The 25,263-nt window shown below is 46.1% G+C and carries 28 protein-coding genes and 1 pseudogene; all 29 read left to right on the forward strand.

Features of this window, described 5'->3' with window-relative positions:
* Positions 1 to 20: 20 nt before the first annotated feature.
* The 29 genes and pseudogenes from fliF to BAMF_RS29240 all read left to right on the forward strand — a co-directional run bounded on the left by fliF (position 21) and on the right by BAMF_RS29240 (position 25,127).
* The gene (gene fliF, locus BAMF_RS29100; RefSeq protein WP_013352255.1) at positions 21 to 1,631 is read left to right on the forward strand and encodes a flagellar basal-body MS-ring/collar protein FliF; all 1,611 of its coding nucleotides are present in this window, start codon (positions 21 to 23) and stop codon (positions 1,629 to 1,631) included.
* A 12-nt stretch (positions 1,632 to 1,643) separates the two neighbouring features.
* Positions 1,644 to 2,660 carry a flagellar motor switch protein FliG gene (gene fliG, locus BAMF_RS29105; protein WP_013352256.1) on the forward strand — a complete coding sequence of 339 codons (1,017 nt, stop codon included), beginning with the start codon at positions 1,644 to 1,646 and terminating at the stop codon, positions 2,658 to 2,660.
* A complete protein-coding gene (gene fliH / locus BAMF_RS29110; RefSeq protein ID WP_013352257.1) occupies positions 2,653 to 3,408 on the forward strand; it encodes a flagellar assembly protein FliH in 756 nt (251 codons plus the stop codon). Before fliG ends, fliH begins: the two co-directional genes overlap by 8 nt.
* Positions 3,405 to 4,721 carry a flagellar protein export ATPase FliI gene (fliI, locus tag BAMF_RS29115; RefSeq protein ID WP_013352258.1) on the forward strand — a complete coding sequence of 439 codons (1,317 nt, stop codon included), beginning with the start codon at positions 3,405 to 3,407 and terminating at the stop codon, positions 4,719 to 4,721. The genes fliH and fliI overlap by 4 nt, the downstream gene beginning before the upstream one ends.
* A 4-nt stretch (positions 4,722 to 4,725) precedes the next feature.
* Entirely contained in the window at positions 4,726 to 5,169 is a 444-nt protein-coding gene (gene fliJ, locus BAMF_RS29120) for a flagellar export protein FliJ (RefSeq protein ID WP_013352259.1), read from the forward strand.
* An 11-nt stretch (positions 5,170 to 5,180) separates the two neighbouring features.
* Entirely contained in the window at positions 5,181 to 5,789 is a 609-nt protein-coding gene (locus BAMF_RS29125) for a MotE family protein (protein ID WP_013352260.1), read from the forward strand.
* Positions 5,790 to 5,795: 6 nt separating this feature from the next.
* A complete protein-coding gene (locus tag BAMF_RS29130) occupies positions 5,796 to 7,139 on the forward strand; it encodes a flagellar hook-length control protein FliK (protein WP_013352261.1) in 1,344 nt (447 codons plus the stop codon).
* Entirely contained in the window at positions 7,140 to 7,571 is a 432-nt protein-coding gene (gene flgD / locus BAMF_RS29135; protein WP_013352262.1) for a flagellar hook assembly protein FlgD, read from the forward strand.
* A 24-nt stretch (positions 7,572 to 7,595) separates the two neighbouring features.
* Positions 7,596 to 8,372, forward strand: coding sequence for a flagellar basal body rod protein FlgG (flgG, locus tag BAMF_RS29140; RefSeq protein ID WP_013352263.1), 777 nt, complete (start codon positions 7,596 to 7,598; stop codon positions 8,370 to 8,372).
* 39 nt (positions 8,373 to 8,411) lie between these two features.
* The gene (gene swrD, locus BAMF_RS29145; RefSeq protein ID WP_013352264.1) at positions 8,412 to 8,627 is read left to right on the forward strand and encodes a swarming motility protein SwrD; all 216 of its coding nucleotides are present in this window, start codon (positions 8,412 to 8,414) and stop codon (positions 8,625 to 8,627) included.
* A complete protein-coding gene (fliL, locus tag BAMF_RS29150) occupies positions 8,624 to 9,043 on the forward strand; it encodes a flagellar basal body-associated protein FliL (RefSeq protein WP_013352265.1) in 420 nt (139 codons plus the stop codon). Before swrD ends, fliL begins: the two co-directional genes overlap by 4 nt.
* 33 nt (positions 9,044 to 9,076) lie before the next feature.
* Positions 9,077 to 10,075 (forward strand): flagellar motor switch protein FliM, encoded by a 999-nt coding sequence (gene fliM, locus BAMF_RS29155; RefSeq protein ID WP_013352266.1) that lies wholly within the window; start codon positions 9,077 to 9,079, stop codon positions 10,073 to 10,075.
* Positions 10,065 to 11,198: a flagellar motor switch phosphatase FliY gene (fliY, locus tag BAMF_RS29160; protein WP_013352267.1), complete on the forward strand. Its 1,134-nt coding sequence runs from the start codon at positions 10,065 to 10,067 to the stop codon at positions 11,196 to 11,198. Before fliM ends, fliY begins: the two co-directional genes overlap by 11 nt.
* Before the next feature lie 26 nt (positions 11,199 to 11,224).
* Positions 11,225 to 11,587, forward strand: a complete 363-nt coding sequence (gene cheY, locus BAMF_RS29165; RefSeq protein WP_003154238.1) for a chemotaxis protein CheY — start codon at positions 11,225 to 11,227, stop codon at positions 11,585 to 11,587.
* A gap of 14 nt (positions 11,588 to 11,601) precedes the next feature.
* A complete protein-coding gene (gene fliZ, locus BAMF_RS29170) occupies positions 11,602 to 12,255 on the forward strand; it encodes a flagella biosynthesis regulatory protein FliZ (protein ID WP_013352268.1) in 654 nt (217 codons plus the stop codon).
* Positions 12,248 to 12,913, forward strand: a complete 666-nt coding sequence (gene fliP / locus BAMF_RS29175; protein ID WP_013352269.1) for a flagellar type III secretion system pore protein FliP — start codon at positions 12,248 to 12,250, stop codon at positions 12,911 to 12,913. Before fliZ ends, fliP begins: the two co-directional genes overlap by 8 nt.
* A gap of 14 nt (positions 12,914 to 12,927) precedes the next feature.
* The gene (gene fliQ, locus BAMF_RS29180; protein WP_013352270.1) at positions 12,928 to 13,197 is read left to right on the forward strand and encodes a flagellar biosynthesis protein FliQ; all 270 of its coding nucleotides are present in this window, start codon (positions 12,928 to 12,930) and stop codon (positions 13,195 to 13,197) included.
* 6 nt (positions 13,198 to 13,203) lie between these two features.
* On the forward strand, positions 13,204 to 13,983 hold the full coding sequence (gene fliR, locus BAMF_RS29185) for a flagellar biosynthetic protein FliR (RefSeq protein WP_013352271.1): 780 nt from the start codon (positions 13,204 to 13,206) through the stop codon (positions 13,981 to 13,983).
* Complete coding sequence (flhB, locus tag BAMF_RS29190; RefSeq protein ID WP_013352272.1) at positions 13,983 to 15,062, forward strand: flagellar biosynthesis protein FlhB; 1,080 nt, start codon at positions 13,983 to 13,985, stop codon at positions 15,060 to 15,062. The genes fliR and flhB overlap by 1 nt, the downstream gene beginning before the upstream one ends.
* A gap of 33 nt (positions 15,063 to 15,095) precedes the next feature.
* The gene (gene flhA, locus BAMF_RS29195) at positions 15,096 to 17,129 is read left to right on the forward strand and encodes a flagellar biosynthesis protein FlhA (RefSeq protein WP_013352273.1); all 2,034 of its coding nucleotides are present in this window, start codon (positions 15,096 to 15,098) and stop codon (positions 17,127 to 17,129) included.
* On the forward strand, positions 17,129 to 18,220 hold the full coding sequence (gene flhF, locus BAMF_RS29200; protein WP_013352274.1) for a flagellar biosynthesis protein FlhF: 1,092 nt from the start codon (positions 17,129 to 17,131) through the stop codon (positions 18,218 to 18,220). The genes flhA and flhF overlap by 1 nt, the downstream gene beginning before the upstream one ends.
* Positions 18,217 to 19,110, forward strand: coding sequence for a MinD/ParA family protein (locus BAMF_RS29205; protein WP_013352275.1), 894 nt, complete (start codon positions 18,217 to 18,219; stop codon positions 19,108 to 19,110). The genes flhF and BAMF_RS29205 overlap by 4 nt, the downstream gene beginning before the upstream one ends.
* A pseudogene (locus BAMF_RS29210) lies at positions 19,107 to 20,173 on the forward strand (protein-glutamate methylesterase/protein-glutamine glutaminase). Before BAMF_RS29205 ends, BAMF_RS29210 begins: the two are co-directional and overlap by 4 nt.
* Positions 20,174 to 20,178: 5 nt before the next feature.
* Positions 20,179 to 22,197 carry a chemotaxis protein CheA gene (gene cheA / locus BAMF_RS29215; protein ID WP_041481644.1) on the forward strand — a complete coding sequence of 673 codons (2,019 nt, stop codon included), beginning with the start codon at positions 20,179 to 20,181 and terminating at the stop codon, positions 22,195 to 22,197.
* A 22-nt stretch (positions 22,198 to 22,219) separates the two neighbouring features.
* A complete protein-coding gene (gene cheW / locus BAMF_RS29220) occupies positions 22,220 to 22,693 on the forward strand; it encodes a chemotaxis protein CheW (protein ID WP_013352278.1) in 474 nt (157 codons plus the stop codon).
* Between the two features lie 15 nt (positions 22,694 to 22,708).
* On the forward strand, positions 22,709 to 23,338 hold the full coding sequence (gene cheC, locus BAMF_RS29225; protein WP_013352279.1) for a CheY-P phosphatase CheC: 630 nt from the start codon (positions 22,709 to 22,711) through the stop codon (positions 23,336 to 23,338).
* Positions 23,335 to 23,835: a chemoreceptor glutamine deamidase CheD gene (gene cheD, locus BAMF_RS29230; RefSeq protein ID WP_013352280.1), complete on the forward strand. Its 501-nt coding sequence runs from the start codon at positions 23,335 to 23,337 to the stop codon at positions 23,833 to 23,835. The genes cheC and cheD overlap by 4 nt, the downstream gene beginning before the upstream one ends.
* 26 nt (positions 23,836 to 23,861) lie before the next feature.
* A complete protein-coding gene (gene sigD, locus BAMF_RS29235) occupies positions 23,862 to 24,626 on the forward strand; it encodes an RNA polymerase sigma-28 factor SigD (protein WP_003154217.1) in 765 nt (254 codons plus the stop codon).
* A 27-nt stretch (positions 24,627 to 24,653) separates the two neighbouring features.
* Positions 24,654 to 25,127 (forward strand): DUF6115 domain-containing protein, encoded by a 474-nt coding sequence (locus BAMF_RS29240; RefSeq protein WP_013352281.1) that lies wholly within the window; start codon positions 24,654 to 24,656, stop codon positions 25,125 to 25,127.
* The last annotated feature ends 136 nt before the right edge of the window (positions 25,128 to 25,263 follow it).

The raw sequence follows: 25,263 nt of genomic DNA on the forward strand, positions 1-25,263 counted from the left end.
TGGAATGACCGGGGGTTAACATGAATCGTACTCTAATGCAAATGAAAACCAAAACGTCAGCGTTTTGGAATAACAGATCAAAAACACAGAAGATACTCATGGTAAGCGGCTTGGCCGCATTCATAATTTTACTCATCGTCGTTATTATTTTTACTTCGTCTGAAAAGATGGTGCCTCTTTATAAAGATTTGTCCGCGGAAGAAGCGGGGCAGATTAAAGAGGAGCTCGATACGAAAAAAGTGTCTTCTGAACTTGCAGACGGCGGCACGGTCATTATGGTTCCTGAGAGCCAAGTGGATTCGCTTAAAGTCCAGCTTGCCGCGGAAGGCCTGCCGAAAACGGGATCAATTGATTATTCGTTTTTCGGAAAAAATGCAGGCTTCGGCCTGACAGATAATGAGTTTGACGTTTTAAAGGTTGATGCGACTCAGACTGAATTGTCAAACCTGATAAATGAAATGGACGGTATTAAAAGCTCGAAAGTCATGATCAATATGCCGAAAGAAGCCGTGTTTGTCGGTGAAGATCAGCCGGAAGCATCCGCATCGATCGTTTTGCAGATAAAACCGGGCTACTCACTTGATCAAAGCCAGATCAACGGGCTGTACCATCTTGTTTCTAAAAGCGTCCCGAACTTAAAAGAAGATAATATCGTCATAATGGACCAAAACTCTACATACTATGACAAAAGTGACAGCGGTGCAGGGTCCGTTTCTGACAGTTATGCTTCTCAGCAGGGTATTAAGTCGCAGGTCGAAAAGGACATTCAAAAACATGTTCAGTCACTGCTCGGCACAATGATGGGGCAGGATAAAGTCGTTGTATCCGTTACGGCTGATATTGACTTTACGAAAGAAAAACGCACTGAAGACATCGTCGAGCCTGTCGATAAAGATAACATGGAAGGCATAGCGATAAGCGCCGAAAAAGTGGCGGAAACGTATAAAGGCGACGGAGCAGCCAACGGCGGCACGGCCGGAACGGGAAGCAATGACACCGCAAACTATGCAGCGGCCAACGGCGGTTCAAACAGCGGAGACTACGAAAAAAGCAGCAATAAAATCAACTATGAAGTCAACCGCATTCATAAAGAAATTGCGGAAAGCCCATATAAAGTGCGCGATTTAGGCATTCAGGTCATGGTGGAGCCGCCGAATCCGAAAAATGCCGCGTCTTTAACAGCTCAAAGACAGGCTGATATTCAAAAGATTTTAGGAACCGTCGTCAGAACGTCTCTTGATAAAAATGAGGCGCAAAATCAAAAACTGACGAACAATGATATCAACAACAAAATCGTCGTATCGGTTCAGCCGTTTGACGGAAAAGTCAGCACGAATACTGCGTCGGCAAACTCATCAGGTCTCCCGATCTGGGTATACATTACAGGCGGCGTACTGCTTGCGGCCATTATTCTGCTTATTATTCTTCTCATCAGAAAGAAACGCTCACAAGAAGATGAGTATGAAGAATACGAATATGAAACACCGCCGGAGCCGGTTCGATTGCCTGATATTAACGAAGAGCAAAATGAAACGGAAGAAACAGTCAGACGAAAACAGCTTGAAAAAATGGCTAAAGAAAAACCGGAAGACTTTGCAAAATTGCTTCGAAGCTGGCTGGACGAGGATTAGGGGGAATGGAAAATGGCGAAACGTGATCAGAACAAGCTTACAGGAAAACAAAAAGCAGCCATCCTCATGATTTCCTTAGGTCTTGATGTATCAGCCTCTGTTTACAAGCATTTGTCTGAAGAAGAAATTGAAAGATTGACACTTGAGATTTCGGGAGTCAGAAGCGTCGATCATCAGAGAAAAGATGAAATCATTGAAGAATTTCATAATATCGCAATCGCTCAGGACTATATTTCTCAAGGCGGTTTAAATTACGCCCGCCAAGTGCTTGAAAAAGCGCTCGGAGAAGACAAAGCGGTAAGCATTTTAAACAGGCTGACCTCTTCTTTGCAGGTAAAGCCGTTTGACTTTGCGAGAAAAGCGGAGCCCGAACAGATTTTAAATTTCATTCAGCAGGAACATCCGCAAACGATGGCGCTGATTTTATCCTACCTTGATCCGGTGCAGGCCGGACAAATTTTGTCTGAGCTGAACCCGGACGTTCAGGCTGAGGTGGCAAGAAGGATTGCGGTTATGGACAGGACGTCTCCTGAAATCATCAATGAAGTGGAGCGGGTCCTTGAACAAAAGCTGTCCTCCTCCTTTACGCAGGATTATACGCAGACCGGCGGCATAGAAGCCGTTGTTGAAGTATTAAACGGCGTAGACAGAGGAACGGAGAAAACAATCCTTGATTCATTAGAAATACAAGATCCTGAATTGGCGGATGAAATCAAAAAACGGATGTTTGTCTTTGAAGATATTGTCACCCTTGATAACCGTGCGATTCAGCGCGTCATCAGGGACGTTGAAAACGACGACCTTCTGCTTTCATTGAAGGTTGCGAGCGAGGAAGTCAAGGAGATCGTCTTCAGCAATATGTCACAGCGTATGGTTGAAACGTTTAAAGAGGAAATGGAAATTATGGGGCCTGTGCGTTTGCGTGATGTGGAAGAGGCGCAATCAAGAATCGTGGGCGTCATCCGCAAGCTTGAAGAAGCCGGTGAAATTGTAATCGCGCGAGGCGGAGGAGACGATATTATTGTCTAATGTCATTAAACAGCAATCATCATTTTCTCCTGAACAGAAACGTCGTAAGCTTTCCTTGCAGGAAGTCAGAAATACGCATCCCCAGTTTGACCTGGAGAAAGCCGAAAACCCTGAGGCTCTCATGGCTTTTGCCAAGGCCGAAGCCGACCGGGTGTCTGAAGAAGCGAAAAATCAATTGGAGTATACTCTTCTGCAGATTGAAGAAGAGAAAAGCCGCTGGGCGGAAGAAAAACAAAGACTGATGGAAGAAGCAAAGGCAGAAGGTTATCAAGAAGGCATGGCTTTGGGAAAAGCCGAGGCTGAAACCCAATACGCAAATCTCATCAGCCGCGCCAATGCGGTTACGGAAATGGCGAGACAGTCAGTCGAGGAAAAACTGGAAAGCGCTGAGGAAGAAATCATTGAGCTTTCCGTTGCGCTCGCCAAAAAAGTATGGCAGCAAAAAAGCGATGATAAAGAAGCTTTCCTTCTGCTGGTCAAACAGGTAATAGCCGAAGTGAAAGATTATGATGACATCTCCATCTATGTAGATCCTGAATATTATGAAACGGTTCATCAGCATATGGACGAAATTCAGCAGCTGTTATACAAAGAATGCAGGTTAAGCTTATATGCCGATGAAAAAGCTGCAAGGGGAACGTGCTCGATAGAAACTCCGTTCGGTCGGGTAGATGCCGGTATAGACACCCAGCTGATGCAATTAAAACAAAAGCTTTTAACGGCGCTTGAGGCGGGAGCGGAGCAATGAAGACACAGTATTTAATAGACTCGATTGAAACAGCCGATCCGTACAAACGCTATGGCAAGGTTAAGCGTGTCATCGGGCTGATGATTGAATCAAAAGGGCCCGAAAGCTCGATCGGAGATGTTTGTCTCATTTATCCGAAAGGCCATGCGAAAAAAGCAATTAAAGCTGAGGTTGTAGGCTTCCAGGATGAAAACATTCTGTTAATGCCTTATCTGGAAGCGGCCAGCATCGCACCGGGCAGCATAGTAGAGGCTACTGGCGAGTCGCTCCGCATCAAAGTAGGCGCAGGTTTAATCGGACAAGTTGTCGACGCGTTCGGCGAACCGCTTGACGGCCGGGCGCTTCCGAAAGGTTTGTCTCCCGTTTCGACGGAACAGCCGCCGCCAAACCCGATGAAACGGCCGCCGATACGGGAAAAGATGGGTGTCGGTGTCAGGTCGATTGACAGTCTGCTGACAGTGGGAAAAGGGCAGAGAATCGGAATTTTTGCCGGGAGCGGAGTCGGAAAAAGCACCTTGATGGGCATGATCGCAAAGCAGACCGAAGCCGATTTAAACATTATCGCACTCGTCGGCGAACGGGGGCGCGAGGTGCGTGAATTTATCGAGAAGGATTTAGGTGAAGAAGGCCTGAAACGTTCGATTGTCGTAGTCGCGACCTCTGATCAGCCCGCATTAATGCGCTTGAAAGCGGCATATACGGCCACCGCCATTGCGGAATATTTCCGTGATAAAGGCCGGAATGTCATGTTCATGATGGACTCCGTCACGAGGGTCGCGATGGCCCAGCGGGAAATAGGGCTGGCAGCGGGTGAACCGCCGACAACAAAAGGATATACACCTTCTGTGTTCGCTATTTTACCCCGTTTGCTAGAAAGAACGGGTGCGAATGAACAAGGGACGATAACAGCTTTTTATACCGTTCTCGTTGACGGAGACGATATGAACGAACCGATTGCCGATACGGTGCGCGGAATATTAGACGGACACATCGTTCTCGATCGGGCGCTTGCCAACAAAGGGCAGTTCCCGGCGGTGAATATTCTGAAAAGCATCAGCAGGGTCATGTCTAATATTTCAGACCCAGCCCATATAAAGGCGGCCAACAAATTCCGCGATCTTCTGTCAACTTATCAAAACTCTGAAGATCTCATTAATATCGGAGCTTACAAAAGAGGGTCATCGAGAGAAATTGATGAAGCGATTCAGTTTTATCCGCAGCTTATTCAATTTTTAAAACAAGGAACGGAAGAACCCGCTCAATTGGAAAATAGTATTGCGGCATTGACGAGTCTGACAGGAAAAGAGGAATAACATCGTGGCGTACCAATTCAGATTTCAAAAGCTGCTGGAATTAAAAGAAAATGAAAAAGACCAAACATTGACTGAATACAGACAGTCGGTTTCCGAATTTGAAACAGTAGCTGAAAAACTATATGAAAATATGAGCAAAAAAGAATTGCTCGAAAAAGACAAAGAATCAAAGCTGAAATGCGGGATGAGCGTTCAGGAAATGAGACATTATCAGCAATTCGTTTCCAATCTTGAGAACACCATCTATCATTATCAAAAGCTTGTCATCATGAAACGAAATGAAATGAATGAGAAGCAGGAACAGCTCACCGAAAAAAACATCGAAGTAAAGAAATTCGAAAAAATGCGGGAAAAACAATTTAATATGTTCGCACTTGAAGACAAAGCTGCAGAAACGAGAGAAATGGACGATATTTCAATCAAGCAGTTTATGATTCAGGGGCATTAGGAGCGAATGAAATGGCCGATAAAGAAAAGGGATCTGGAAAGTTCGGTTCAATCCTGCTTTTTATCATTATCCCGCTGATTTTTCTGATCATCGTCGCAAGCATCGTCCTTTGGGCTGCCGGCGTAGATGTGATGAAACCGATTCAGGAAACAGCAGCTAAAACGCCTGTTTTAAAAGAATTGGTTCCTGAAACGAAAGAAACGAAAAGCGCGGCGGAAAAGCAGAAGGAAGACAGAACGGCTTCTCTTGAAAAGACCATAAAGGAACAAAAAAGTGAAATTAACATTTTGAATAAAGATTTGGACACAAGCAAATCCGAAATCGACAATCTGAATCAGAAAATCCGTTCACTGAAACAGGAAGCTGAACAGCAGCAGAAAACGGATGAGACGAAAAAAGCCGCTTCGGATTCAGCCGGAAAAGATAAAATGATCAACATCTATAAAAGTATGGACAGCGGTAAAGCGGCAAGCATTATCGTAAAGCTGAAAGAAAAAGAAGCCCTCGATATTTTAAACGGATTAAGTAAAAAGCAGCTTGCTGACATCTTGACGAAATTGACTCCTGAACAAGCGGCTAAGTATACAGAAAAACTATCCGCTGACGGAAATAAGGAGTGATGTAAGTTGAAGCTGCTTGAAATAACGGGGAATCGTACACAGACTGCGCAAAACAGCAATGTGAAGTTGAATGTAAACAGCTTAGGCCTATTTCAGAACTGGCTTCTGTCGGAAATCAGTTCTCAACAGCAGCCCGGAGATGAAGCAAAAACAAGTGATGCAAAGCTGAATGAAGCTCTTTCGAAAATCGGTGATTGGCTGAAGGCCGGCCCCGAAGATCAAGAACTGCAGCTGAAACAGCTGCTTGAGGCGGTAAAAGCCCTTGAAGGGAAGCAAACGACTGAAACAGCCCTTCCTTTATTGAAACAGCTTGCTGAATCTGTTCAAGACATGTTAGCCGGCAAACGGCATGGGGTGAAGCCTGAAAAAAATGAGCCGAATTCTTCCGCAAAGGATGAGAATTCCGCCCGCGATGCGCTGGAGACGGGTCTTCTATTCATTCAAGAAGCTGTAGCCCGGCTCTTCACGCATCAAGAGGAGCTGCCGGACAGCGCACAGGCAAAGGCAGTTTACCAGGAAGGCACCCGTTTATTAGATGCGTTGAAAAAACAAGGCGTACCGGACCGTGTGATTCAAGATCTGCGGCAGACGCTGTTTCCGAAAAACGAATCTGCATCTAAGCTTTACTCCATGTCGGCCGCTGAGCTGAAGAGCTTTCAAAGCGTCACTGAGCAGCTTGCGGGCCTTTCTCAAAAAGGGACAAAGGAATGGAACATGGCTGAAACTGAGCTGAAAGCTTTTGTGTTATCTCAATCATCTGAATCGTCCCAAGAGTCAGCCGGGAAAACCGATCAGCAAAACGGCGGCACAGTTTCTCACGTAAAGGCGCCTGACAGCAAATTGTCTGCGCATATCCTGTTTTCGGGAACGAGAAGCATTGCCGGCATTCAGCAAGCGTCCGCAGGAGCTGAACAGCAGCCGGCAGAAAATAAACCGTTAACGGAACAGGTCATCAGCGGCTGGAAACAGATGAAATATACGCCTTTCGGGAAAACAACCGGAAGCTTTACGATTCGTCTTAATCCCGAGAACCTCGGATTTGTCACAATTAAGGTGACAAACGAAAACGGGATGTTTCAAAGCAAAATCATCGCATCAAGCCAGTCTGCGAAAGAGCTGCTGGAACAGCATCTTCCTCAGCTGAAACAGTCGCTTCCGAATATGTCGGTCCAGATCGACCGTTTTACCGTCCCGCTTCAAAGCGGGGATCAGCAGCCGGTTTACGGGCAGACGGCCGACCACAATAAACAGCAGCATCTGGGACAGAGAGAGCAGAAGAACCAGCAGCAGTCAGGGGATTTCGGAGATATGCTGGAGGAGCTTTCTCTCAATGAAATGGAGGAAGAATAGTTGACATCAGTAAACTCGGATTATGCCGCGGCGGGTGCTTCAAGCACGAAGAGCACCGCCGCCGTGAACAGCAGCACGAATTTAGGAAAAGACGAATTTCTAAAGATCTTAATGACGCAGGTTCAGAACCAGGACCCGCTCAATCCGGTTGATGACAAAGAATTCATCAGCCAGATGGCGACATTTTCTTCATTGGAACAAATGATGAACCTGAATACGACGATGACAAAATATGTCGAAAATCAAGATCCGTTTACGATGTATGTGAACTGGATCGGCAAAAGTGTCACATTCAGCGACAGCGACGGGAAGGATCAGACAAGCCCCGTCAATTCAGTAAAACACTCAAACGGCAATTATATGCTCGTGCTTGAAAACGGCAAAGAGGTCAGTCCGTGGAATGTCACGGCAGTCAGCGAAACATCTAAATAAAAAGAAACCCAGGGGGAATTTAACATGTTACGTTCATTATATTCCGGTATCAGCGGCATGAAAAACTTTCAGACAAAACTAGATGTAATCGGCAATAACATCGCCAATGTCAACACAGTGGGATTTAAGAAAAGCCGCGTTACGTTTAAAGATATGATCAGCCAGACAGTCGCCGGCGGTTCAAACGTGACCAATTCAAAACAAATCGGCTTGGGTGCCGCGACTTCTTCCATTGATGTCGTTCATTCTACCGGCGCGCCGCAGGCTACACAGAATAAAAGCGACCTTGCCATTGACGGAGACGGCTATTTTCAGATTAATACAGGTTCGGGAATCGTTTACACACGGGCAGGGAATTTCGGAAAAGACAATAAAGGCAACCTTGTTACAACTGACGGATACTATCTTGAAAAAATCGGCGGCGGCAAAATCAACATTCCGACTGATGCGAAAGATTACAGTATCGGTGCGGACGGAACCGTTACATACACTGATGCAGGGGATGCGGTTCATAATGCCGGGCAAATCGGTCTTGTCACGTTCCCTAACAGCTCCGGTCTGGAAAAAATCGGAGGAAACCTTTACAGAGAATCGTTAAGTTCAGGAGCTGCGAGCGCTGTTACCACTCCGGGCGAAAATGGCACGGGTAAGCTTTTGGCGGGCTATCTTGAAATGTCAAACGTTGATCTGACAGATGAATTCACCGAAATGATCGTTGCACAGCGCGGTTTCCAATCAAACTCAAAAATCATTACGACTTCAGATGAAATCCTTCAGGAGCTGGTTAATCTGAAACGGTAAGGAGGGAGGAGAAGCGGCTAGGCCGCTTCTCCGGATAGCATGATTCAAGTCACCCGTTTAAACGGCCAGCCTTTTACGCTGAACGCGCTGTTTATCGAACAGATTGAGTGCTTCCCCGACACGACGATTACACTGTCAAACGGCAAAAAGTTCGTAGTGAAAGAACCGGAAGAAGCAGTTCTCGAAAAAGTCATATCGTTTTACCATAGCATACAAATATTTTCACTGGATCAGGGAATAGAGGAAGAAGAATGAAGAAAAAATTAGTCATCATTATGCTGATTATTTTAATTGTCATCGCCGGCCTCGGAACGGCAGCGTATTTTGTCGTCAGCGGAAATTCCGATAAAGACAAAAAGCCGACAATCGACGAAGTCGTTGCAGCCACTGTGTCTGTCGACGATATCACGACAAATCTAAAATCTGACAGCATCATCCGCATCGGCATCAAACTTGAGACCGACTCGGCTAAAGCGAAGGAAGAACTTGAAAAACGCGATTTTCAAGTGAAAGACAACATTATTTCCATTTTAGCCGATACAAGCGCCGGAGAGATTGAGGGAGATAAAGGAAGAGAAGCGTTTAAACAATCATTAAAAGAAAAAGTAAACAGCTATCTCCAAGAAGGAAAAGTTCAGAAAGTGTACATTACCTCCTTTAATCTGCAATAAAAACAAATTTGACAGAATACGGAGGTGAAGAAGATGTCAGGAGAAGTTCTCTCCCAAAATGAAATAGACGCACTGCTTTCCGCCATTTCGACGGGTGAGGCGGATGCGGAAGAGCTGAAAAAGGAAGTTAAAGAGAAAAAAGTAAAGGTATATGATTTTAAACGGGCGCTCAGGTTTTCGAAAGATCAGATACGAAGTTTAACCCGGATACATGATAACTTTGCGAGGCTTCTCACAACACATTTTTCCGCCAAGCTCAGAACGTATATTCATATATCTGTCAGCTCAGTCGACCAGGTGCCGTATGAAGAATTTATCCGCTCCATACCGAACATGACGATCCTGAATTTATTCGATGTTCATCCGATGGAAGGCAGAATCATGATGGAGGTTAATCCCACCATCGCCTACGCCATGCTTGACCGCGTCATGGGAGGCATCGGCATCACGCATAACAAAGCTGACAATCTTACGGAAATTGAAACAAACATTATTTCTAACTTATTTGAAAATGCACTGGGCAACTACAAAGAAGCTTGGCAATCCATTGCTGATATTGACCCTGAAATGACTGAATTCGAAGTGAATCCTCAGTTTGTACAGATGGTTTCGCCAAATGAAACAGTCGTGGTCATTTCTCTCAATACGCAGATCGGTGAAATCAGCGGTGTCATTAATCTTTGTATTCCCCATGTCGTGCTTGAGCCGATTATCCCTAAGCTTTCCGTACACTATTGGATGCAATCAGACCGGAATGAAGCGAAGCCCGAAGAAACGAAGTCGCTTGAAAAGCGCATCATGACGGCTCAAATTCCCGTTGTGGCTCTCTTGGGCGCTTCTGAACTGACAATAGAAGAATTTTTAAGTTTGGAAGTCGGGGACTGTATAACTCTGGACAAATCAGTGACTGATCCTCTTACTGTATTGGTCGGAAACAAACCGAAGTTTTTAGGGCAGGCCGGCCGGGTGAATCGAAGACAGGCAGTGCAAATTTTAGATCACGACATAAGAGGTGAACAAGATGAACAATAGATTATCTCAAGATGAAATCGATGCTCTTCTTAATGGCACAGGCAGTCACTCAGAGGATACAGAACAGCCTCAAGAAGCGAACTTGTCTGAACTTGAGCGTGATGCGATCGGAGAAATCGGGAATATTTCGTTCGGCAGCTCGGCTACGGCGCTGTCCACTCTTTTAAATCAAAAAGTGGACATTACGACGCCGAGTGTGACCGTCATTTCAAAAAGCAAAATCAGTGATGAATTTCCTCATCCGTATGTTGCCATTGAAGTGAACTACACAGAAGGATTTGACGGCAGCAATTTGCTCGTCGTAGAACAAAGCGACGCGGCTATCATCGCGGATTTGATGATCGGGGGGGACGGCCAAGGCGCCGATCCGTCACTCGGTGAGATCCACCTGAGCGCCGTGCAGGAAGCAATGAATCAAATGATGGGCTCGGCTGCTACGTCAATGTCGACCGTATTCAGTAAAAAGATCGACATTTCTCCGCCAAGGGTTGAACTTCTGGATGTGACGGAAGAAAAAGGGACAGACAGAATACCTGAGGATGACCTGCTTGTAAAAGTTTCATTCCGTTTGAAAGTCGGTGAACTCATCGATTCGAGCATCATGCAGCTTTATCCGATCACATTTGCGAAAGATCTGATCGCAGAGCTGATGGATACAGATCAGCCTGAGGCCGATGAAACCGTATCAGAACCGCGGGAAACATACGAAACGCCGCAGCCGGAACCTGCCATTCAGCAGGAGCCGCAGGCAAAACCCGAGCTTCCGAAGAGACAGGGAACTGCTAAAAAAGCCGCTCCTGTTCAAGTCGCTCCGGTGGAGTTCCAGGCGTTTGATCAAAACGCAGCGGATGGGCACGGTTCAAGGAATAACCTTGATATGCTGATGGATATCCCGCTTTCCGTTACGGTCGAGCTCGGCAGAACGAAGAGAAGCGTTAAAGAAATCCTGGAACTTTCTGCGGGAAGCATTATTGAACTTGATAAGCTGGCGGGTGAACCCGTTGACATTCTGGTCAATCAGCGGATCGTAGCAAAGGGCGAGGTCGTTGTCATAGAAGAAAACTTCGGCGTGAGAGTCACTGATATTTTAAGTCAGGCAGACCGCCTTAACAATTTAAAATAAGCGAACATAGAGGAGAGAAACAGATTATGGCACACAGAATTTTAATTGTAGACGATGCAGCATTTATGAGAATGATGATCAAGGATATTTTAGTGAAGAACGGTTTTGACGTTGTAGCTGAAGCTTCGGACGGAGCACAGGCAGTCGAAAAATTCAAAGAGCATTCACCCGACCTTGTGACAATGGATATTACAATGCCTGAAATGGACGGGATTACCGCATTAAAGGAAATTAAACAAATCGATCCGCAGGCGAAAATCATCATGTGTTCGGCTATGGGGCAGCAGTCAATGGTTATTGACGCGATTCAAGCCGGCGCAAAAGACTTTATCGTGAAGCCATTCCAAGCAGACCGCGTGCTTGAAGCCATTAATAAAACATTAAGCTAAAGGGTGTACGACTGTTGAAAAAGAGTCATGGTTTACTAGCTTTGATTTGTTGTTTCGTTTTACTCAATGTACATCCGTTCCCTGCTTTTGCAGCGGAGTCTGACAATTCCACTGTCAACGAATGGTTTGACAAACAATCAACAAACAAAACAGAGAAAAAAAGCGATACATCGAAACAAACGGCTGATCAAGAGATAGGGGATGCTTCTGCATCTTCTGTCTCCGCTTTTGATTTTGTAAAGATGATTGGGGCGTTATTATTTGTCATTCTGCTGATCTACGGAGTTGTCAAACTGATGAATAAAAGAAACCGCCTTCTGAAGCCGTTTCAATACGTAGAAAATATCGGCGGAACGTCAGTCGGCCAAAACCGCTCCGTGCAGCTGATTAAAGTGGGAAACAGCGTTCTCGTAGTCGGTGTCGGCGAGACGATACAGCTTTTAAAAGAAATTGAAGATGAAAAAGAGCGCGAGGCGATTCTGAGCCAATACGAAGAGGCGATGTCCTCAAAAGTGGAATGGACCAAACTCGTAAATCCGCGTAAGGATGGAGAAAAGAAGCCGCAAACGATGCTTCCGTCGTTTTCAAAAGCGCTGAAAGAACAGCTGAACGAGCTGAAACAAAGCCGTTCTGAAGGAAAGAAGAAAGGCCCGTATCATCATGAATGAATTCATTAATCTTTTTAATTCAAGCAGTCCGACCGAAGTCAGCTCCACTGTTAAATTACTGCTGCTTTTGACTGTCTTTTCAGTGGCGCCGGGGATTCTGATTTTGATGACCTGCTTTACGAGAATCGTCATCGTCCTGTCCTTTGTGAGAACTTCACTGGCGACGCAGAACATGCCTCCGAATCAGGTTTTAATCGGTCTTGCGCTGTTCTTGACGTTTTTTATCATGGCTCCGACTTTTTCAGAGATTAATAAGGATGCCTTAACGCCGTTGATGGACAACAAAATCAGTCTCGATGAAGCATATACAAAAGCCGAGAAACCGATTAAAGAGTATATGAGCAAGCATACAAGGCAGAAGGATCTGGCGCTGTTTATGAACTATGCCAAAATGAAAAAACCCGAATCGATTCAGGATATTCCTTTGACGACGATGGTGCCCGCTTATGCGATCTCAGAACTCAAAACCGCTTTTCAAATGGGCTTTATGATTTTTATTCCGTTTTTAATTATCGATATGGTCGTGGCGAGCGTCTTAATGTCAATGGGAATGATGATGCTTCCGCCGGTTATGATCTCTCTGCCCTTTAAAATATTGCTTTTCGTTTTGGTCGATGGATGGTATTTAATCGTGAAATCTTTGCTTGACAGCTTTTAGGGTAGGTGCTAATTGTGAGTTCAGAATTTGTAATTTCCATGGCGGAAAAAGCCGTATATGTAACACTTATGATCTGCGGGCCGTTACTTGCGATCGCGCTGATCGTCGGTTTGCTCGTCAGTATCTTTCAAGCGACAACTCAAATCCAGGAACAGACGCTTGCGTTCATTCCGAAAATCGTGGCGGTGATGCTCGGACTGATCTTTTTCGGTCCTTGGATGCTGTCGACGATTCTTTCGTTTACAACTGATCTGTTCTCTCATCTGAACCGATTTGCAGGGTAGAATCAAATGAATTCCATCATTGATTTATTTCCCGCTTTTTTATTGGTTTTTATCAGAATTTCTGCTTTTTTTGTAACGGTGCCGGTGTTCGGGCACCGGAATCTGCCGGCGGTTCACCGAATCGGCTTTGCTTTTTTTCTTTCGGTGATCTGCTTCAGCACACTGAAACATGCGCCGGCAATTGACATAGGGGAACAGTATATGCTGCTTGTCATAAAAGAGGCCGTTGTGGGCTTGAGCCTTGGGCTGATTGCTTTCATGATGATGGCAGCGATCCAGATAGCGGGTTCCTTTATTGATTTTCAAATGGGCTTTTCCATCGCCAATGTAATTGATCCGCAATCAGGCACGCAAAGCCCGCTGATCGGCCAATTCGTTTATACGCTGGCGCTGTTATTTATGCTCAGTGTAAACGCCCATTATCTTTTATTGGACGGGATTTATTACAGCTTTCAGTATATCCCGCTTGATCAGGCATTTCCGTCGTTTGGAAATGATCGCTTTGGACTTTTTATCGCAAAAAGCTTCAATGCCATGTTCATTATCGCTTTTCAAATGTCTGCGCCGGTTGTGGCCAGTCTGTTTTTAGTTGATTTGGCGCTCGGCATTGTGGCGCGAACAGTGCCGCAGCTGAACGTTTTCGTGGTCGGGCTTCCCCTGAAAATAGCTGTGAGCTTTATTATGCTGATCGTTTGTATGGCGGTGATGTTTGTCATCGTCCGCAATATCTTCAGCCTTACCGTTGAAACAATGCGGAATCTATTGGCATTGGTCGGTGTGACATGATGAGACTCAGACTGAATCTGCAATTCTTTGCCGGTGAAAAAACGGAAAAAGCCACCCCGAAAAAACGGAAGGATACAAGAAAGAAAGGACAGGTCGCGAAAAGTACGGATGTAAATACAGCCGTTTCTTTACTGATTATCTTTCTTTCGCTGATCGCGCTCGGACCTTATATGCGGGACAGGCTGCTGTCCTTTATTAAAACGTTTTATACGAAATCGATAGCATTAGAATTGTCTGAATCTAACGTGCATGAGCTTTTCGTGGATACAGTGAAAGATATCAGCCTCATCCTTGCGCCGATTATGCTGGTCGCACTTTTGGCAGGAATCGTGTCCAATTACATGCAGGTCGGTTTTCTGTTTTCCGCGGAAGTCCTCAAGCCTGACCTGAACAAGCTCAGTCCCTTGAAAGGATTTAAGCGGATTTACAGCATGAGGGCGATAGTTGAACTGGTCAAATCGATTTTGAAGATTACCGTGGTCGGTTTTGCCGCTTTTATGGTGCTCTGGCTGCATTATGGCGATATTCTCCGCCTTCCGCTTTTAACGCCTGCGGAAGTGCTCACTTTCGTTTCTAAACTCACTCTTTGGATGGGGCTTGCGGGCTCGGGGGCTTTAATGCTGCTGGCCGGGCTTGATTACTTATACCAGCGTTTTGACTATGAGAAAAATATCAGAATGTCAAAGCAGGATATAAAAGATGAATATAAAAAATCGGAGGGTGATCCGATTATCAAGTCCAAAATTAAGCAGAAGCAGCGGGAAATGGCAATGAGGCGAATGATGCAGGAAGTGCCGAAAGCCGACGTCATCATTACCAACCCGACCCACTATGCGATTGCTTTAAAATATGATGAAAAGAAAATGGACGCCCCCTACATTGTTGCTAAAGGGGTCGATCATCTCGCATTAAAAATCAGGCAGATCGCCAAAGAGCACGATGTCATGACGATAGAAAACAGGCCGCTCGCGCGTGCGTTATATGATCAGGTTGACATTGACCAGGCCGTGCCGGAAGAGTTTTTCAAAGTCATTGCGGAAATTTTGGCTTATGTATATAAAACGAAACAAAAAGTATAGTGAATTTCAGATTCAAAAGGAGAGAAAAACAGCATGTCAACAAGAGATTTATCGGTTTTAATAAGTGTTGTCCTCATTGTGGCAATGCTGGTGATTCCATTCCCTCCATGGTTGTTAAGTATTTTGATCATCATTAATATCTCTCTTGCGTTGATCGTGCTTCTCACCACAATGAATATGCAAGAACCGCTGCAATTCTCGATCTTCCCGTCATTGCTGCTGTTATTGACGCTTTTTCGCCTTGCGCTCAATGTGTCGACGACACGTTCGATTCTTTCTCATGGAGAAGGGGGAAAGGTTGTTGAGACATTCGGGAATTTCGTTGTCGGCGGAAATGTGCTGGTAGGGCTTGTTGTCTTCATTATCTTGATTATTATTCAGTTTATCGTCATTACAAAAGGCGCCGAGAGGGTATCGGAAGTCGCGGCGAGATTTACGCTCGATGCGATGCCCGGAAAACAAATGAGTATTGACGCGGATTTAAACGCCGGCATGATTACGGAGCAGGACGCAAAGCACAGACGTGAAAAAGTCGCCCGGGAAGCGGATTTTTACGGTGCCATGGACGGTGCGAGCAAATTCGTCAAAGGGGATGCCATCGCGGGTATCATCATCGTGATGATCAATATTATTTTCGGGATCGTAATCGGCATGCTGCAGCAGGGGATGAGCATACAAGAAGCTGCTTCTCACTTTACAATGCTGACGGTCGGTGACGGTATCGTTTCTCAAATGCCGGCCTTGCTCATTTCTACGGTTACGGGGATTGTCGTGACGAGAGCGGCATCTGAAGGAAACCTCGGTCATGATATTACAGGCCAGCTGTTCGCTTATCCGAAGCTCTTGTATGTAGCCGCGGGAACTGTTCTTTTGCTTGGTCTTCTTACACCGATCGGCATTCTGCTGACGGGGCCGATTGCCGGCCTGCTTGCATTCGGCGCCTACACGCTGTCCAAAACGGATAAGCCGAGCGAAGAAGAGGAAGAAATTCTTGAAGAAGAGGCTCAGGCGGATGAACTGAAAAGCCCGGAAAGCGTTGTACAGCTTCTACATATTGATCCGATTGAATTTGAGTTCGGATACGGGCTTGTGCCGCTTGCAGACGCAGGGCAGGGCGGTGATCTTCTTGACCGCATCGTCATGATCAGACGTCAGCTTGCGCTTGAATTGGGGCTTGTCATTCCGGTTGTGCGCATCAGAGATAACATCGCGCTTCAGCCGAATGAATACAGATTGAAAATTAAAGGCAACGAAGTCGCTAAAGGAGAGCTTCTGCTTGATCATTACTTAGCGATGTCGCCTACGCCTGAAGATGATGTCATTGAAGGAATTGAAACGATTGAGCCGTCGTTCGGACTGCCCGCAAAATGGATCAGTGAAGCAGCGAAGGATGAAGCGGACATGCTGGGGTATACCGTTGTTGATCCGGCGTCTGTCGTATCCACGCATATTACAGAAAAGATTAAGCAGCATGCCCATGAACTGGTCGGCAGACAGGAAACAAAGCAGCTGATCGATCATCTGAAGGAAAATTATCCTGTGCTTGTTGAGGAAGTCACGCCAAACCCTCTTTCTGTCGGCGATATTCAAAAGGTGCTTGCCAAATTGCTGAGAGAAAAAGTTTCAATCAGAAACTTGGTGACCATTTTTGAAACACTTGCCGATTACGGAAGATTAACAACAGATTCAGACCTTTTGACAGAATACGCGAGACAGTCGCTTGCCAAACAAATCACGGCTCAATATGCGAGAGAGCATGAAACGCTAAAAGTCATGACATGCTCAGGCCGGGTGGAAAAAGCAATTGCAGACGGGGTTCAGCAGACTGAACAAGGCAATTACTTGTCGCTCGATCCCGAGGTTTCAGACAGTATCATCCGTTCTGTCGCTAAAGAGGCCGAGCAGCTTTCCATCCGGCAGGAGACGGCAATTCTTCTTTGCTCGCCCGCTGTCAGAATGTATGTAAAACAGCTGTTAGAACGCTATTTCCCTGATCTGCCGGTTCTTTCTTATAATGAGCTGGAAGCAAACGTTGAAGTACAGAGCATTGGAGTGGTGGATATTTAATGAAGATAAAAAAATTTACAGCCGCTTCAATGCAGGATGCCGCGAAGCAAATCAAAAAGGAACTCGGTAACGATGCCGTTATTTTACATTCAAAACAAGTAAAGAAACGAAAATGGCTGGGGCTGCGGTCACAGCAAGCCGTTGAAGTGATAGCCGTTTTAGATCGTGACGTCAGGGAAGCGAGAAAAACTCCGCCTGCTGCCGGTGAAGAAATGAAAAAGACGGAAAAGGCGGAGAAAGCTGAGCCCGTTCAGCCGCCGCGTCTTTCTGATCACAGTACTTCAGACGATCTGGCACATTACAAAGAGGTGCTCCCTGAACCATTAAAAAAAGCCGAGAGACTATTGAAGCAAGCCGGGCTTCCTGATCATACGCAAAACGCCGTGCTGAGTGAATTGCTCCGTTCTTCAATTGCTTCCGGCGATTTAACTGATGAAAATGTCAACTCGAAACTGCAGGATTTGTTAGTGAAAAAACTCCCTTCAGCAGACAGGTGGCAGGAAGGAATTCAATCAAAATATGTCGTGCTTTTCGGTTCAACCGGAGCCGGCAAAACGACTACACTTGCAAAACTCGCAGCCTCATCAATGCTGACAGAGCATAAAAAAATTGCATTTATGACGACGGATACGTACCGTATTGCCGCGGTTGAACAGCTGAAGACGTATGCTGAGCTGCTTCAGGCTCCTCTTGAAGTATGTTATTCAAAAGAAGAATGTCTGAAGGCGCAGGAAAAATTCGCTGAATATGACCATGTTTTCATTGATACAGCCGGAAGAAATTTCAAAGAAGAGCAGTATATTACGGAATTACAAGAGATGATTCCGTTTGACTCAGGTTTACAATCCTTTCTCGTATTATCGGCATCTGCAAAATATGAAGATATGAAACAGGTGCTGAAACAGTTTTCCGGTGTGCCGGTCAATCAATTCATTTTTACGAAAGCGGATGAAACCGCCTCGCTCGGTTCCGTGTTTCAACTGCTGTCGGAATCAAGAATCGGCGCGGCCTATCTGACAAATGGACAGGATGTGCCTGAAGACATCCTTTCGGTTTCACCAAAAGAGTTTGTAAGGATGCTTTTGACATGAAACCCGATCAGGCAGAGTCATTAAGAAGGAAAATGAGGCAGCGGCAATTGATCAAGCCGGAGCTTTATGAAAAAAAAGCGAAGACATTGGCCGTCATCAGCGGTAAAGGCGGCGTCGGAAAATCTAATTTAACATTAAACATGGCAGTTGCCCTGCAGGAAAAAGGGAAAAAAGCACTCATCATTGATCTTGACATCGGAATGGGCAACATTGATGTGCTGATCGGCGCTGCTTCTTCCCGCACCATTATTGATGTGATGGAGAATCGGTATGCGCTCGCTCATTCACTGTCCTCCGGTCCGAAAGGCCTTCGCTACATATCCGGAGGAACAGGGCTTGAGGCGATTTATCAAGCTGACAGAGAGAAGTGGTCGGCTTTTATGAACGGTCTTTCCGCTGTATTAAGCGATTTTGATTACGTCCTGTTTGATATGGGAGCGGGACTTTCAAAAGAACAGCTGCCGTTTATTTTATCGGCGGAAGATATTCTCGCCGTGACAACGCCTGAGCCGACGGCAATTATGGATGCCTACAGCGCGATCAAACATCTCTTTCTCGCGGATGAGCGGCTGACCGTAAATATTGCCGTCAATCGCGCCCGCGCCCAAAAACATGCGCTGGACACGTACACCCGCCTTTCTCACGCGATTCATACGTTTTTAGGCGCGGAGGTGCGTTTCGCCGGCTCCATACCCGATGATCCGCTAGTAAGTCAAGCTGTCATTGACCAGGTGCCTTTTTTAATAAAAAGTCCTCAAGCAAAAGCCAGCAGGTCCGTCCGTCTTTTGACGGATGTCTTGTTTCAAACGGAAGAAAACAAACCAAGAGAAGAGAAACCGGCATTTATTGAGAGATTATCTTCTTTTTTAATGAGGAGGACTTTACAGTGATTCGTGTGCTTGTCGTTGATGACTCAGCTTTTATGAGAAAGATGATTACCGATTTTCTGGCTGCGGAAGGGCAGATAGAAGTCATCGGGACAGCCAGAAACGGAGAAGAGGCGCTGAAAAAAATAGAGCTTCTTAAGCCGGATGTTGTCACGCTTGATATTGAAATGCCGGTCATGAACGGAACGGATACATTGCGGAAAATCATCAGCATATATAAACTTCCCGTAATCATGGTATCGAGCCAGACGCAGCAAGGAAAAGACCGGACGATCAACTGTTTGGAAATGGGCGCTTTTGATTTTATCACCAAGCCTTCCGGAGCGATTTCACTTGATCTTTATAAAATTAAAGAACAGCTGATTGAAAGGGTGATTGCCGCCGGACTGTCCCGCGCAAAAAAAACTGAGGCGGCAGTAAAAGAGCCTCTCACCCCGGAACGTCCGGCTGCGGCGGGATTTGAAAGGCCGAAAGCAAAATCCGCTAAGCAGGCCGTATTCATTGCGACTTCTACAGGCGGACCGCGGGCTCTGCAAAAGGTGATTCCGAAGCTGCCGAAGGATTTAAAAGCGCCTGTATTTGTCGTGCAGCACATGCCTGAAGGCTTTACCGCTTCACTTGCAGACAGGCTGAACCATTTGTCGGACATTCAGGTGAAGGAAGCGGAAAACGGTGAAGAGGCTAAAGACGGATGGGTGTACATCGCGCCCGGCGGAAAGAATATGACGGTTGCAGAGGACGGCGGAAGACTCCGCATCATTCTAGACGTTCATGATACGGAAAGCCGGCATAAACCGTCAGCCGATTATTTGTTTCGTTCGGCAAGCCGATTGTCCGATTATGAAAAGGTAGCCGTCATTATGACCGGTATGGGCAGTGACGGAACCGAAGGCGTCAAAGAAATGCTCAGAACAGGCGGCGTAAAAACGATTGCGGAATCCGACGAATCCTGTGTTGTGTTCGGAATGCCGAAGTCAGCGATCAAAGGGGCCTCATTCATGAGATTAAACATGTGGAAGAAATCGCGGCATCCATCACCGGATGTGTGAAAAAAGAGAGGGTGTGAATCAATTGGATATGAATCAATATTTAGATGTCTTTATTGATGAAAGTAAAGAGCACTTACAGACATGTAACGAAAAGCTGCTGCTGTTGGAAAAAGATCCGTCAGACCTTCAGATTGTGCATGACATCTTCAGAGCCGCCCATACGCTGAAAGGCATGAGCGCAACGATGGGATATACAGATCTGGCGCATTTAACCCACCTGATGGAAAATGTGCTGGACGCAATCCGCAACGGAGAAATGCCGGTTACATCAGACTGGCTGGATGTGCTGTTTGAAGCGCTTGATCATCTTGAAGAGATGGTGCAGTCCATTATTGACGGAGGAGACGGCAAGCGCGACATTTCTGAAGTGAGCGCGAAGCTCGACGTAAACGCGGTGCATGAGACTGCCGCTTCAGCTGAAACGGCAGAGCCGCCGGGCTCAACGCAACAGGCTTCAGCTGAATGGAATTATGATGAGTTCGAACGGACTGTCATTGAAGAGGCAGAAGAGCAGGGGTTCAGCCGCTATGAAATAACGGTTTCCCTGAATGAAAACTGCATGCTCAAAGCCGTCCGCGTGTATATGATCTTTGAAAAGCTGAATGAAGCCGGTGAAGTCGCAAAAACGATACCTGCCGCGGAAGTGCTTGAGACGGAAGATTTCGGAACGGATTTTCAGGTGTGTTTCCTGACGAAGCAGCCTGCTGAAGAAATTAAAGAGCTTATCAGCGGCATTTCAGAAGTGGAGAAGGTCGAGCTTTCTGTCGGCGCGCCGTTAAAAACGGCTGAAAAACCGCAAGCGCCTGAACCGGTGAAAGAAGTTCCGGCTAAAACAGCCGAGAAACAGCCAAAGCCGCAAGCGAAAGCGGAAGAACAGCCGAAGCACCACAGCGGATCGAAAACGATTCGTGTCAACATTGAGAGACTGGATTCTTCGATGAACCTTTTTGAAGAACTTGTCATTGACCGCGGACGCCTTGAGCAGATCGCCAAAGAGCTTGATCACAATGAACTGACTGAAACCGTTGAACGCCTGACAAGAATCTCCGGGGACCTTCAGTCTATTATTCTTAATATGCGGATGGTGCCGGTAGAAACCGTCTTTAACCGTTTCCCGAGAATGATCCGCCAGCTTCAAAAGGAATTAAACAAGAAAATTGAATTGTCCATCATCGGTGCTGAAACGGAGCTGGACCGCACGGTGATTGATGAAATCGGCGATCCGCTTGTCCATTTAATCAGAAACAGCATCGATCACGGCATTGAATCACCTGAAGTGCGGGTGAATAAAGGAAAACCGGAATCAGGTCATGTCGTGCTTAAACCGTATCACAGCGGGAACCATGTCTTTATTGAGGTTGAAGATGACGGGGCAGGCCTGAACAGAAAGAAAATTCTTGAAAAAGCGCTTGAACGGAACGTAATCACTGAACGTGATGCTGAAACGCTTGAAGATAATGAGATTTACGAGCTTATTTTTGCACCGGGCTTTTCGACTGCCGATCAAATTTCTGACATTTCAGGGCGGGGTGTCGGCCTGGATGTTGTGAAAAATAAACTCGAGTCCCTCGGCGGCTCTGTCAGTGTCAAATCCGCGGAAGGCCAAGGTTCTCTTTTCAGTATTCAGCTTCCGCTGACACTTTCAATTATATCCGTCCTTCTCATTAAACTTGAAGAAGAGACTTTTGCGATTCCGATTTCTTCTATTATAGAGACTGCTGTGATTGATAAGAAAGATATCCTGCAGACGCATGACAGAGAAGTGATTGATTTCAGAGGGCAGATCGTCCCGATCGTCTATCTGAAAAAAGAATTCGGCATTACGGATTCAAAACAGGATGCGGATCAGTTCCATGTGATCGTCGTGAAAAAGGGCGATAAATCTACTGCTTTTGTCGTGGACTCTTTTATCGGCCAGCAGGAAGTCGTACTGAAATCACTCGGTGACTATTTAACGAACGTCTTTGCGATTTCCGGCGCTACGATTCTTGGAAACGGAGAAGTGGCGCTGATTATTGATTGCAATGCGCTGATCTACTAAAACGACATGAGGAGGTGCCCGCATGACTGCTGAAATCAAAACAGGTGAAAAAATGATTGTGTTTATGATAAACGGAAAAGAATACGCTATTTCAGTTTCCCAGGTAAAATCAATTGAAAAGTGGCAAAAACCGACGAGAGTCCCTGGAGTGGAATCTTATATCCGCGGTGTTATCAACCTGCGCGGGGTGATTACGCCGGTTCTTGATTTAAGAAAACGTCTGAATCAGCCTGAACAGGACATTACAGAAGAGACACGGATAATAATCATTTCTTACCGTGACGCCGATGTCGGCTGGGTCGTGGATGAGGCCAATGACGTCATCACCGTGCATGAAAATGAAATTGAATCCGCGCCAGAAAGCCAGACAAAGGAAGCGGATGTGTGGATTAAACAGATCGTAAAGCAAGATAACAGGCTCCTCAATATTATCGATGCGCATGCGGTGCTGGATAAAGGTGCTTCGGCATCTGCGTCCGGAGAACCGAATGCTTAAAGGGGATAAGACAACATGAGTAAGTTTGAAGCGATCAAAGAAGAGCAGATGGATATTTTGCGGGAAGTCGGAAATATCGGGGCTGGTCATTCAGCTTCTGCCATGGCTCAGCTGCTGAACAGAAAGATTGATATGGAAGTGCCGTTTGCGACTTTATTGACATTTGATGAGCTTGCTGATTTTTTCGGCGGTGCCGAAACGCCGGTCGCCAGTATCTTTTTAAGAATGGAAGGCGACATGACCGGTTCTATCTTTCTCATCATGCCTTTTCATCAAGCGGAACAGTTTATCAGAGAGCTGATCGGAAATCCGAATTTTGATATTGACCAGTTGGGCGAAGATCATTTGAGTTCTTCTGCTTTACATGAGTTCGGCAATATTTTAGCAGGTTCCTATTTAACGGCATTGGCTGATTTGACGAAGCTTGAGATTTACCCGAGCGTGCCGGAAATCTCGCTTGATATGTTCGGCGCGGTTATCAGCGAAGGACTGATGGAGCTCAGCCAAGTCGGAGAACATGCCATTGTCGTGGATACTTCTATTTTTGACCAGGGCAGCCGGCAGGAGCTCAAAGCCCATATGTTTATGCTCCCGGACTATGATTCTTTTGAAAAGCTCTTCGTCTCATTGGGTGCGGCTTTATGAGCCGTGCGGAAGCCGCAGTCGTTAAAGTGGGGATTGCGGATGTTCAAGTCGCGCGTTACCCGGATAAAATCCGGACTTCGGGACTCGGTTCATGTGTGGGGCTGGTTTTATACGATAAAGACAAACAAACGGCAGGACTTGTTCACGTCATGCTGCCGGACTCCGGTTTATCGAAAACGGCGGAGCTTAACCGTGCAAAATACGCAGACACGGCCGTTAAGACGACGATTGACATGCTTTTGAAAGCCGGATGCCGCAAGTTTGCCCTGAAAGCAAAACTCGCCGGGGGAGCGGAGATGTTTAAGTTCAAAATGACAAACGATCTGATGAAAATCGGCCCAAGGAACGTAGCGGCCATCAAAGAGCAGCTTTCAATGTATAACATCCCGGTCATCAGTGAAGATACCGGCGGCTCAAGCGGCCGGACGATTGAATTTGAGCCAAAGTCCTGCATGCTGCACATCCGAACTGTTAAACAAGGTGAAACAACGATTTAATAAAGGTATGAGGTAGGGGGATAACGATGCAATCCTTGAATTATGAAGATCAGGTGCTGTGGTCGCGCTGGAAAGAGTGGAAAGATCCTAAAGCCGGTGATGATTTAATGCGCCGTTACATGCCGCTGGTCACATATCATGTCGGCAGAATTTCCGTCGGACTGCCGAAATCGGTGCATAAAGACGATCTAATGAGCCTTGGTATGCTCGGTTTATACGATGCCCTAGAAAAATTCGACCCCGGCCGGGATTTAAAGTTTGATACCTATGCCTCGTTTAGAATTCGCGGTGCAATCATCGACGGGCTGCGTAAAGAAGATTGGCTGCCCAGAACTTCACGGGAGAAGACAAAAAAAGTCGAAGCGGCGATCGAAAAACTTGAACAGCGCTACCTACGGAATGTGACGCCTTCAGAGATCGCCGAAGAGCTGGGGATGACGGAGCAGGACGTAGTATCAACGATGAATGAAGGCTTTTTTGCCAATCTCTTATCAATTGATGAAAAGCTTCACGACCAGGATGACGGTGAGAATATTCAAGTGATGATCAGAGATGACAAAAATGTGCCGCCGGAAGAAAAAATTATGAAGGACGAGCTGATCGCCCAGCTTGCAGGCAAAATCCACGAGCTTTCTGAAAAAGAACAGCTTGTCGTCAGTTTATTTTATAAAGAAGAACTGACTCTGACCGAAATCGGACAAGTCCTGAACCTTTCGACCTCACGGATTTCGCAGATTCATTCAAAGGCGCTGTTTAAATTAAAGCATCTGCTTGAAAAAGTAATTCAATAATGAACTCATGGTTAGCGAGTGAAAAACATGTCAACACTATTATGGCTTTTAAGCTTTGTGCTTCACGGCGTACTGCTTTATGCCGTCATTATTCTGTACACGAGGTTTTCAGCCCTCAAGGAGACGGAGCGTCAGCAGAAGAAGATTCTTGAGGAGACGGAAAACACCCTTGCTGCGTTTCTGCTTGAATTAAAAGAAGAAAATGAAAGACTTGAAGATACAAAAAGCCGGGCTGATCAAGACCCGGGTGCAGAAGACGCACGGCCTAGGCCAGAACCGCAAAAAGAGCCTGATATTCCGGACCACATGGAAAAGCTCATCAGTGCAACGGAACGGGCTGAAAGCGAGGAAAACAGCGGGGCGCCTTCGTTTGAAGAACGTGTTTCGGAATTATATGAACAGGGGCTCACTCCCGCGGAAATTGCCAGACGGATGAAGAGCGGAAAGACCGAAATCGAGCTGTTTTTAAAATTTCGCGGCAAAGCTGTAAAGGATTCTTGATTGTCGCATAAAGCTGTGTTATATTATGTCTTGGTGTTAAATACACACGCTTAACGATTTATGCAGAGGGTGCTGCAGGCGGCAGTTCTGCACAAAAATGACCTAAGCGGAGGGAAAAAACCATTTTATTAGGAGG

Origin of the sequence: Bacillus amyloliquefaciens DSM 7 = ATCC 23350, from assembly GCF_000196735.1 — a bacterium.
In the GTDB taxonomy this organism is placed as follows: Bacteria; Bacillota; Bacilli; order Bacillales; family Bacillaceae; genus Bacillus; species Bacillus amyloliquefaciens.

Coding starts and splice junctions, on each gene's coding strand:
- cheD (WP_013352280.1), top strand. CDS start 23,335: ATGAGCCGTGCGGAAGCCGCAGTCGTTAAAGTGGGGATTGCGGATGTT.
- BAMF_RS29125 (WP_013352260.1), top strand. CDS start 5,181: ATGGCCGATAAAGAAAAGGGATCTGGAAAGTTCGGTTCAATCCTGCTT.
- BAMF_RS29205 (WP_013352275.1), top strand. CDS start 18,217: ATGAAACCCGATCAGGCAGAGTCATTAAGAAGGAAAATGAGGCAGCGG.
- fliG (WP_013352256.1), top strand. CDS start 1,644: ATGGCGAAACGTGATCAGAACAAGCTTACAGGAAAACAAAAAGCAGCC.
- BAMF_RS29240 (WP_013352281.1), top strand. CDS start 24,654: ATGTCAACACTATTATGGCTTTTAAGCTTTGTGCTTCACGGCGTACTG.
- cheY (WP_003154238.1), top strand. CDS start 11,225: ATGGCACACAGAATTTTAATTGTAGACGATGCAGCATTTATGAGAATG.
- flhB (WP_013352272.1), top strand. CDS start 13,983: ATGAGACTCAGACTGAATCTGCAATTCTTTGCCGGTGAAAAAACGGAA.
- fliY (WP_013352267.1), top strand. CDS start 10,065: ATGAACAATAGATTATCTCAAGATGAAATCGATGCTCTTCTTAATGGC.
- fliM (WP_013352266.1), top strand. CDS start 9,077: ATGTCAGGAGAAGTTCTCTCCCAAAATGAAATAGACGCACTGCTTTCC.
- fliF (WP_013352255.1), top strand. CDS start 21: ATGAATCGTACTCTAATGCAAATGAAAACCAAAACGTCAGCGTTTTGG.
- swrD (WP_013352264.1), top strand. CDS start 8,412: ATGATTCAAGTCACCCGTTTAAACGGCCAGCCTTTTACGCTGAACGCG.
- cheC (WP_013352279.1), top strand. CDS start 22,709: ATGAGTAAGTTTGAAGCGATCAAAGAAGAGCAGATGGATATTTTGCGG.
- fliL (WP_013352265.1), top strand. CDS start 8,624: ATGAAGAAAAAATTAGTCATCATTATGCTGATTATTTTAATTGTCATC.
- fliI (WP_013352258.1), top strand. CDS start 3,405: ATGAAGACACAGTATTTAATAGACTCGATTGAAACAGCCGATCCGTAC.
- fliP (WP_013352269.1), top strand. CDS start 12,248: ATGAATGAATTCATTAATCTTTTTAATTCAAGCAGTCCGACCGAAGTC.
- fliR (WP_013352271.1), top strand. CDS start 13,204: ATGAATTCCATCATTGATTTATTTCCCGCTTTTTTATTGGTTTTTATC.
- cheW (WP_013352278.1), top strand. CDS start 22,220: ATGACTGCTGAAATCAAAACAGGTGAAAAAATGATTGTGTTTATGATA.
- flhA (WP_013352273.1), top strand. CDS start 15,096: ATGTCAACAAGAGATTTATCGGTTTTAATAAGTGTTGTCCTCATTGTG.
- sigD (WP_003154217.1), top strand. CDS start 23,862: ATGCAATCCTTGAATTATGAAGATCAGGTGCTGTGGTCGCGCTGGAAA.
- flhF (WP_013352274.1), top strand. CDS start 17,129: ATGAAGATAAAAAAATTTACAGCCGCTTCAATGCAGGATGCCGCGAAG.
- flgG (WP_013352263.1), top strand. CDS start 7,596: ATGTTACGTTCATTATATTCCGGTATCAGCGGCATGAAAAACTTTCAG.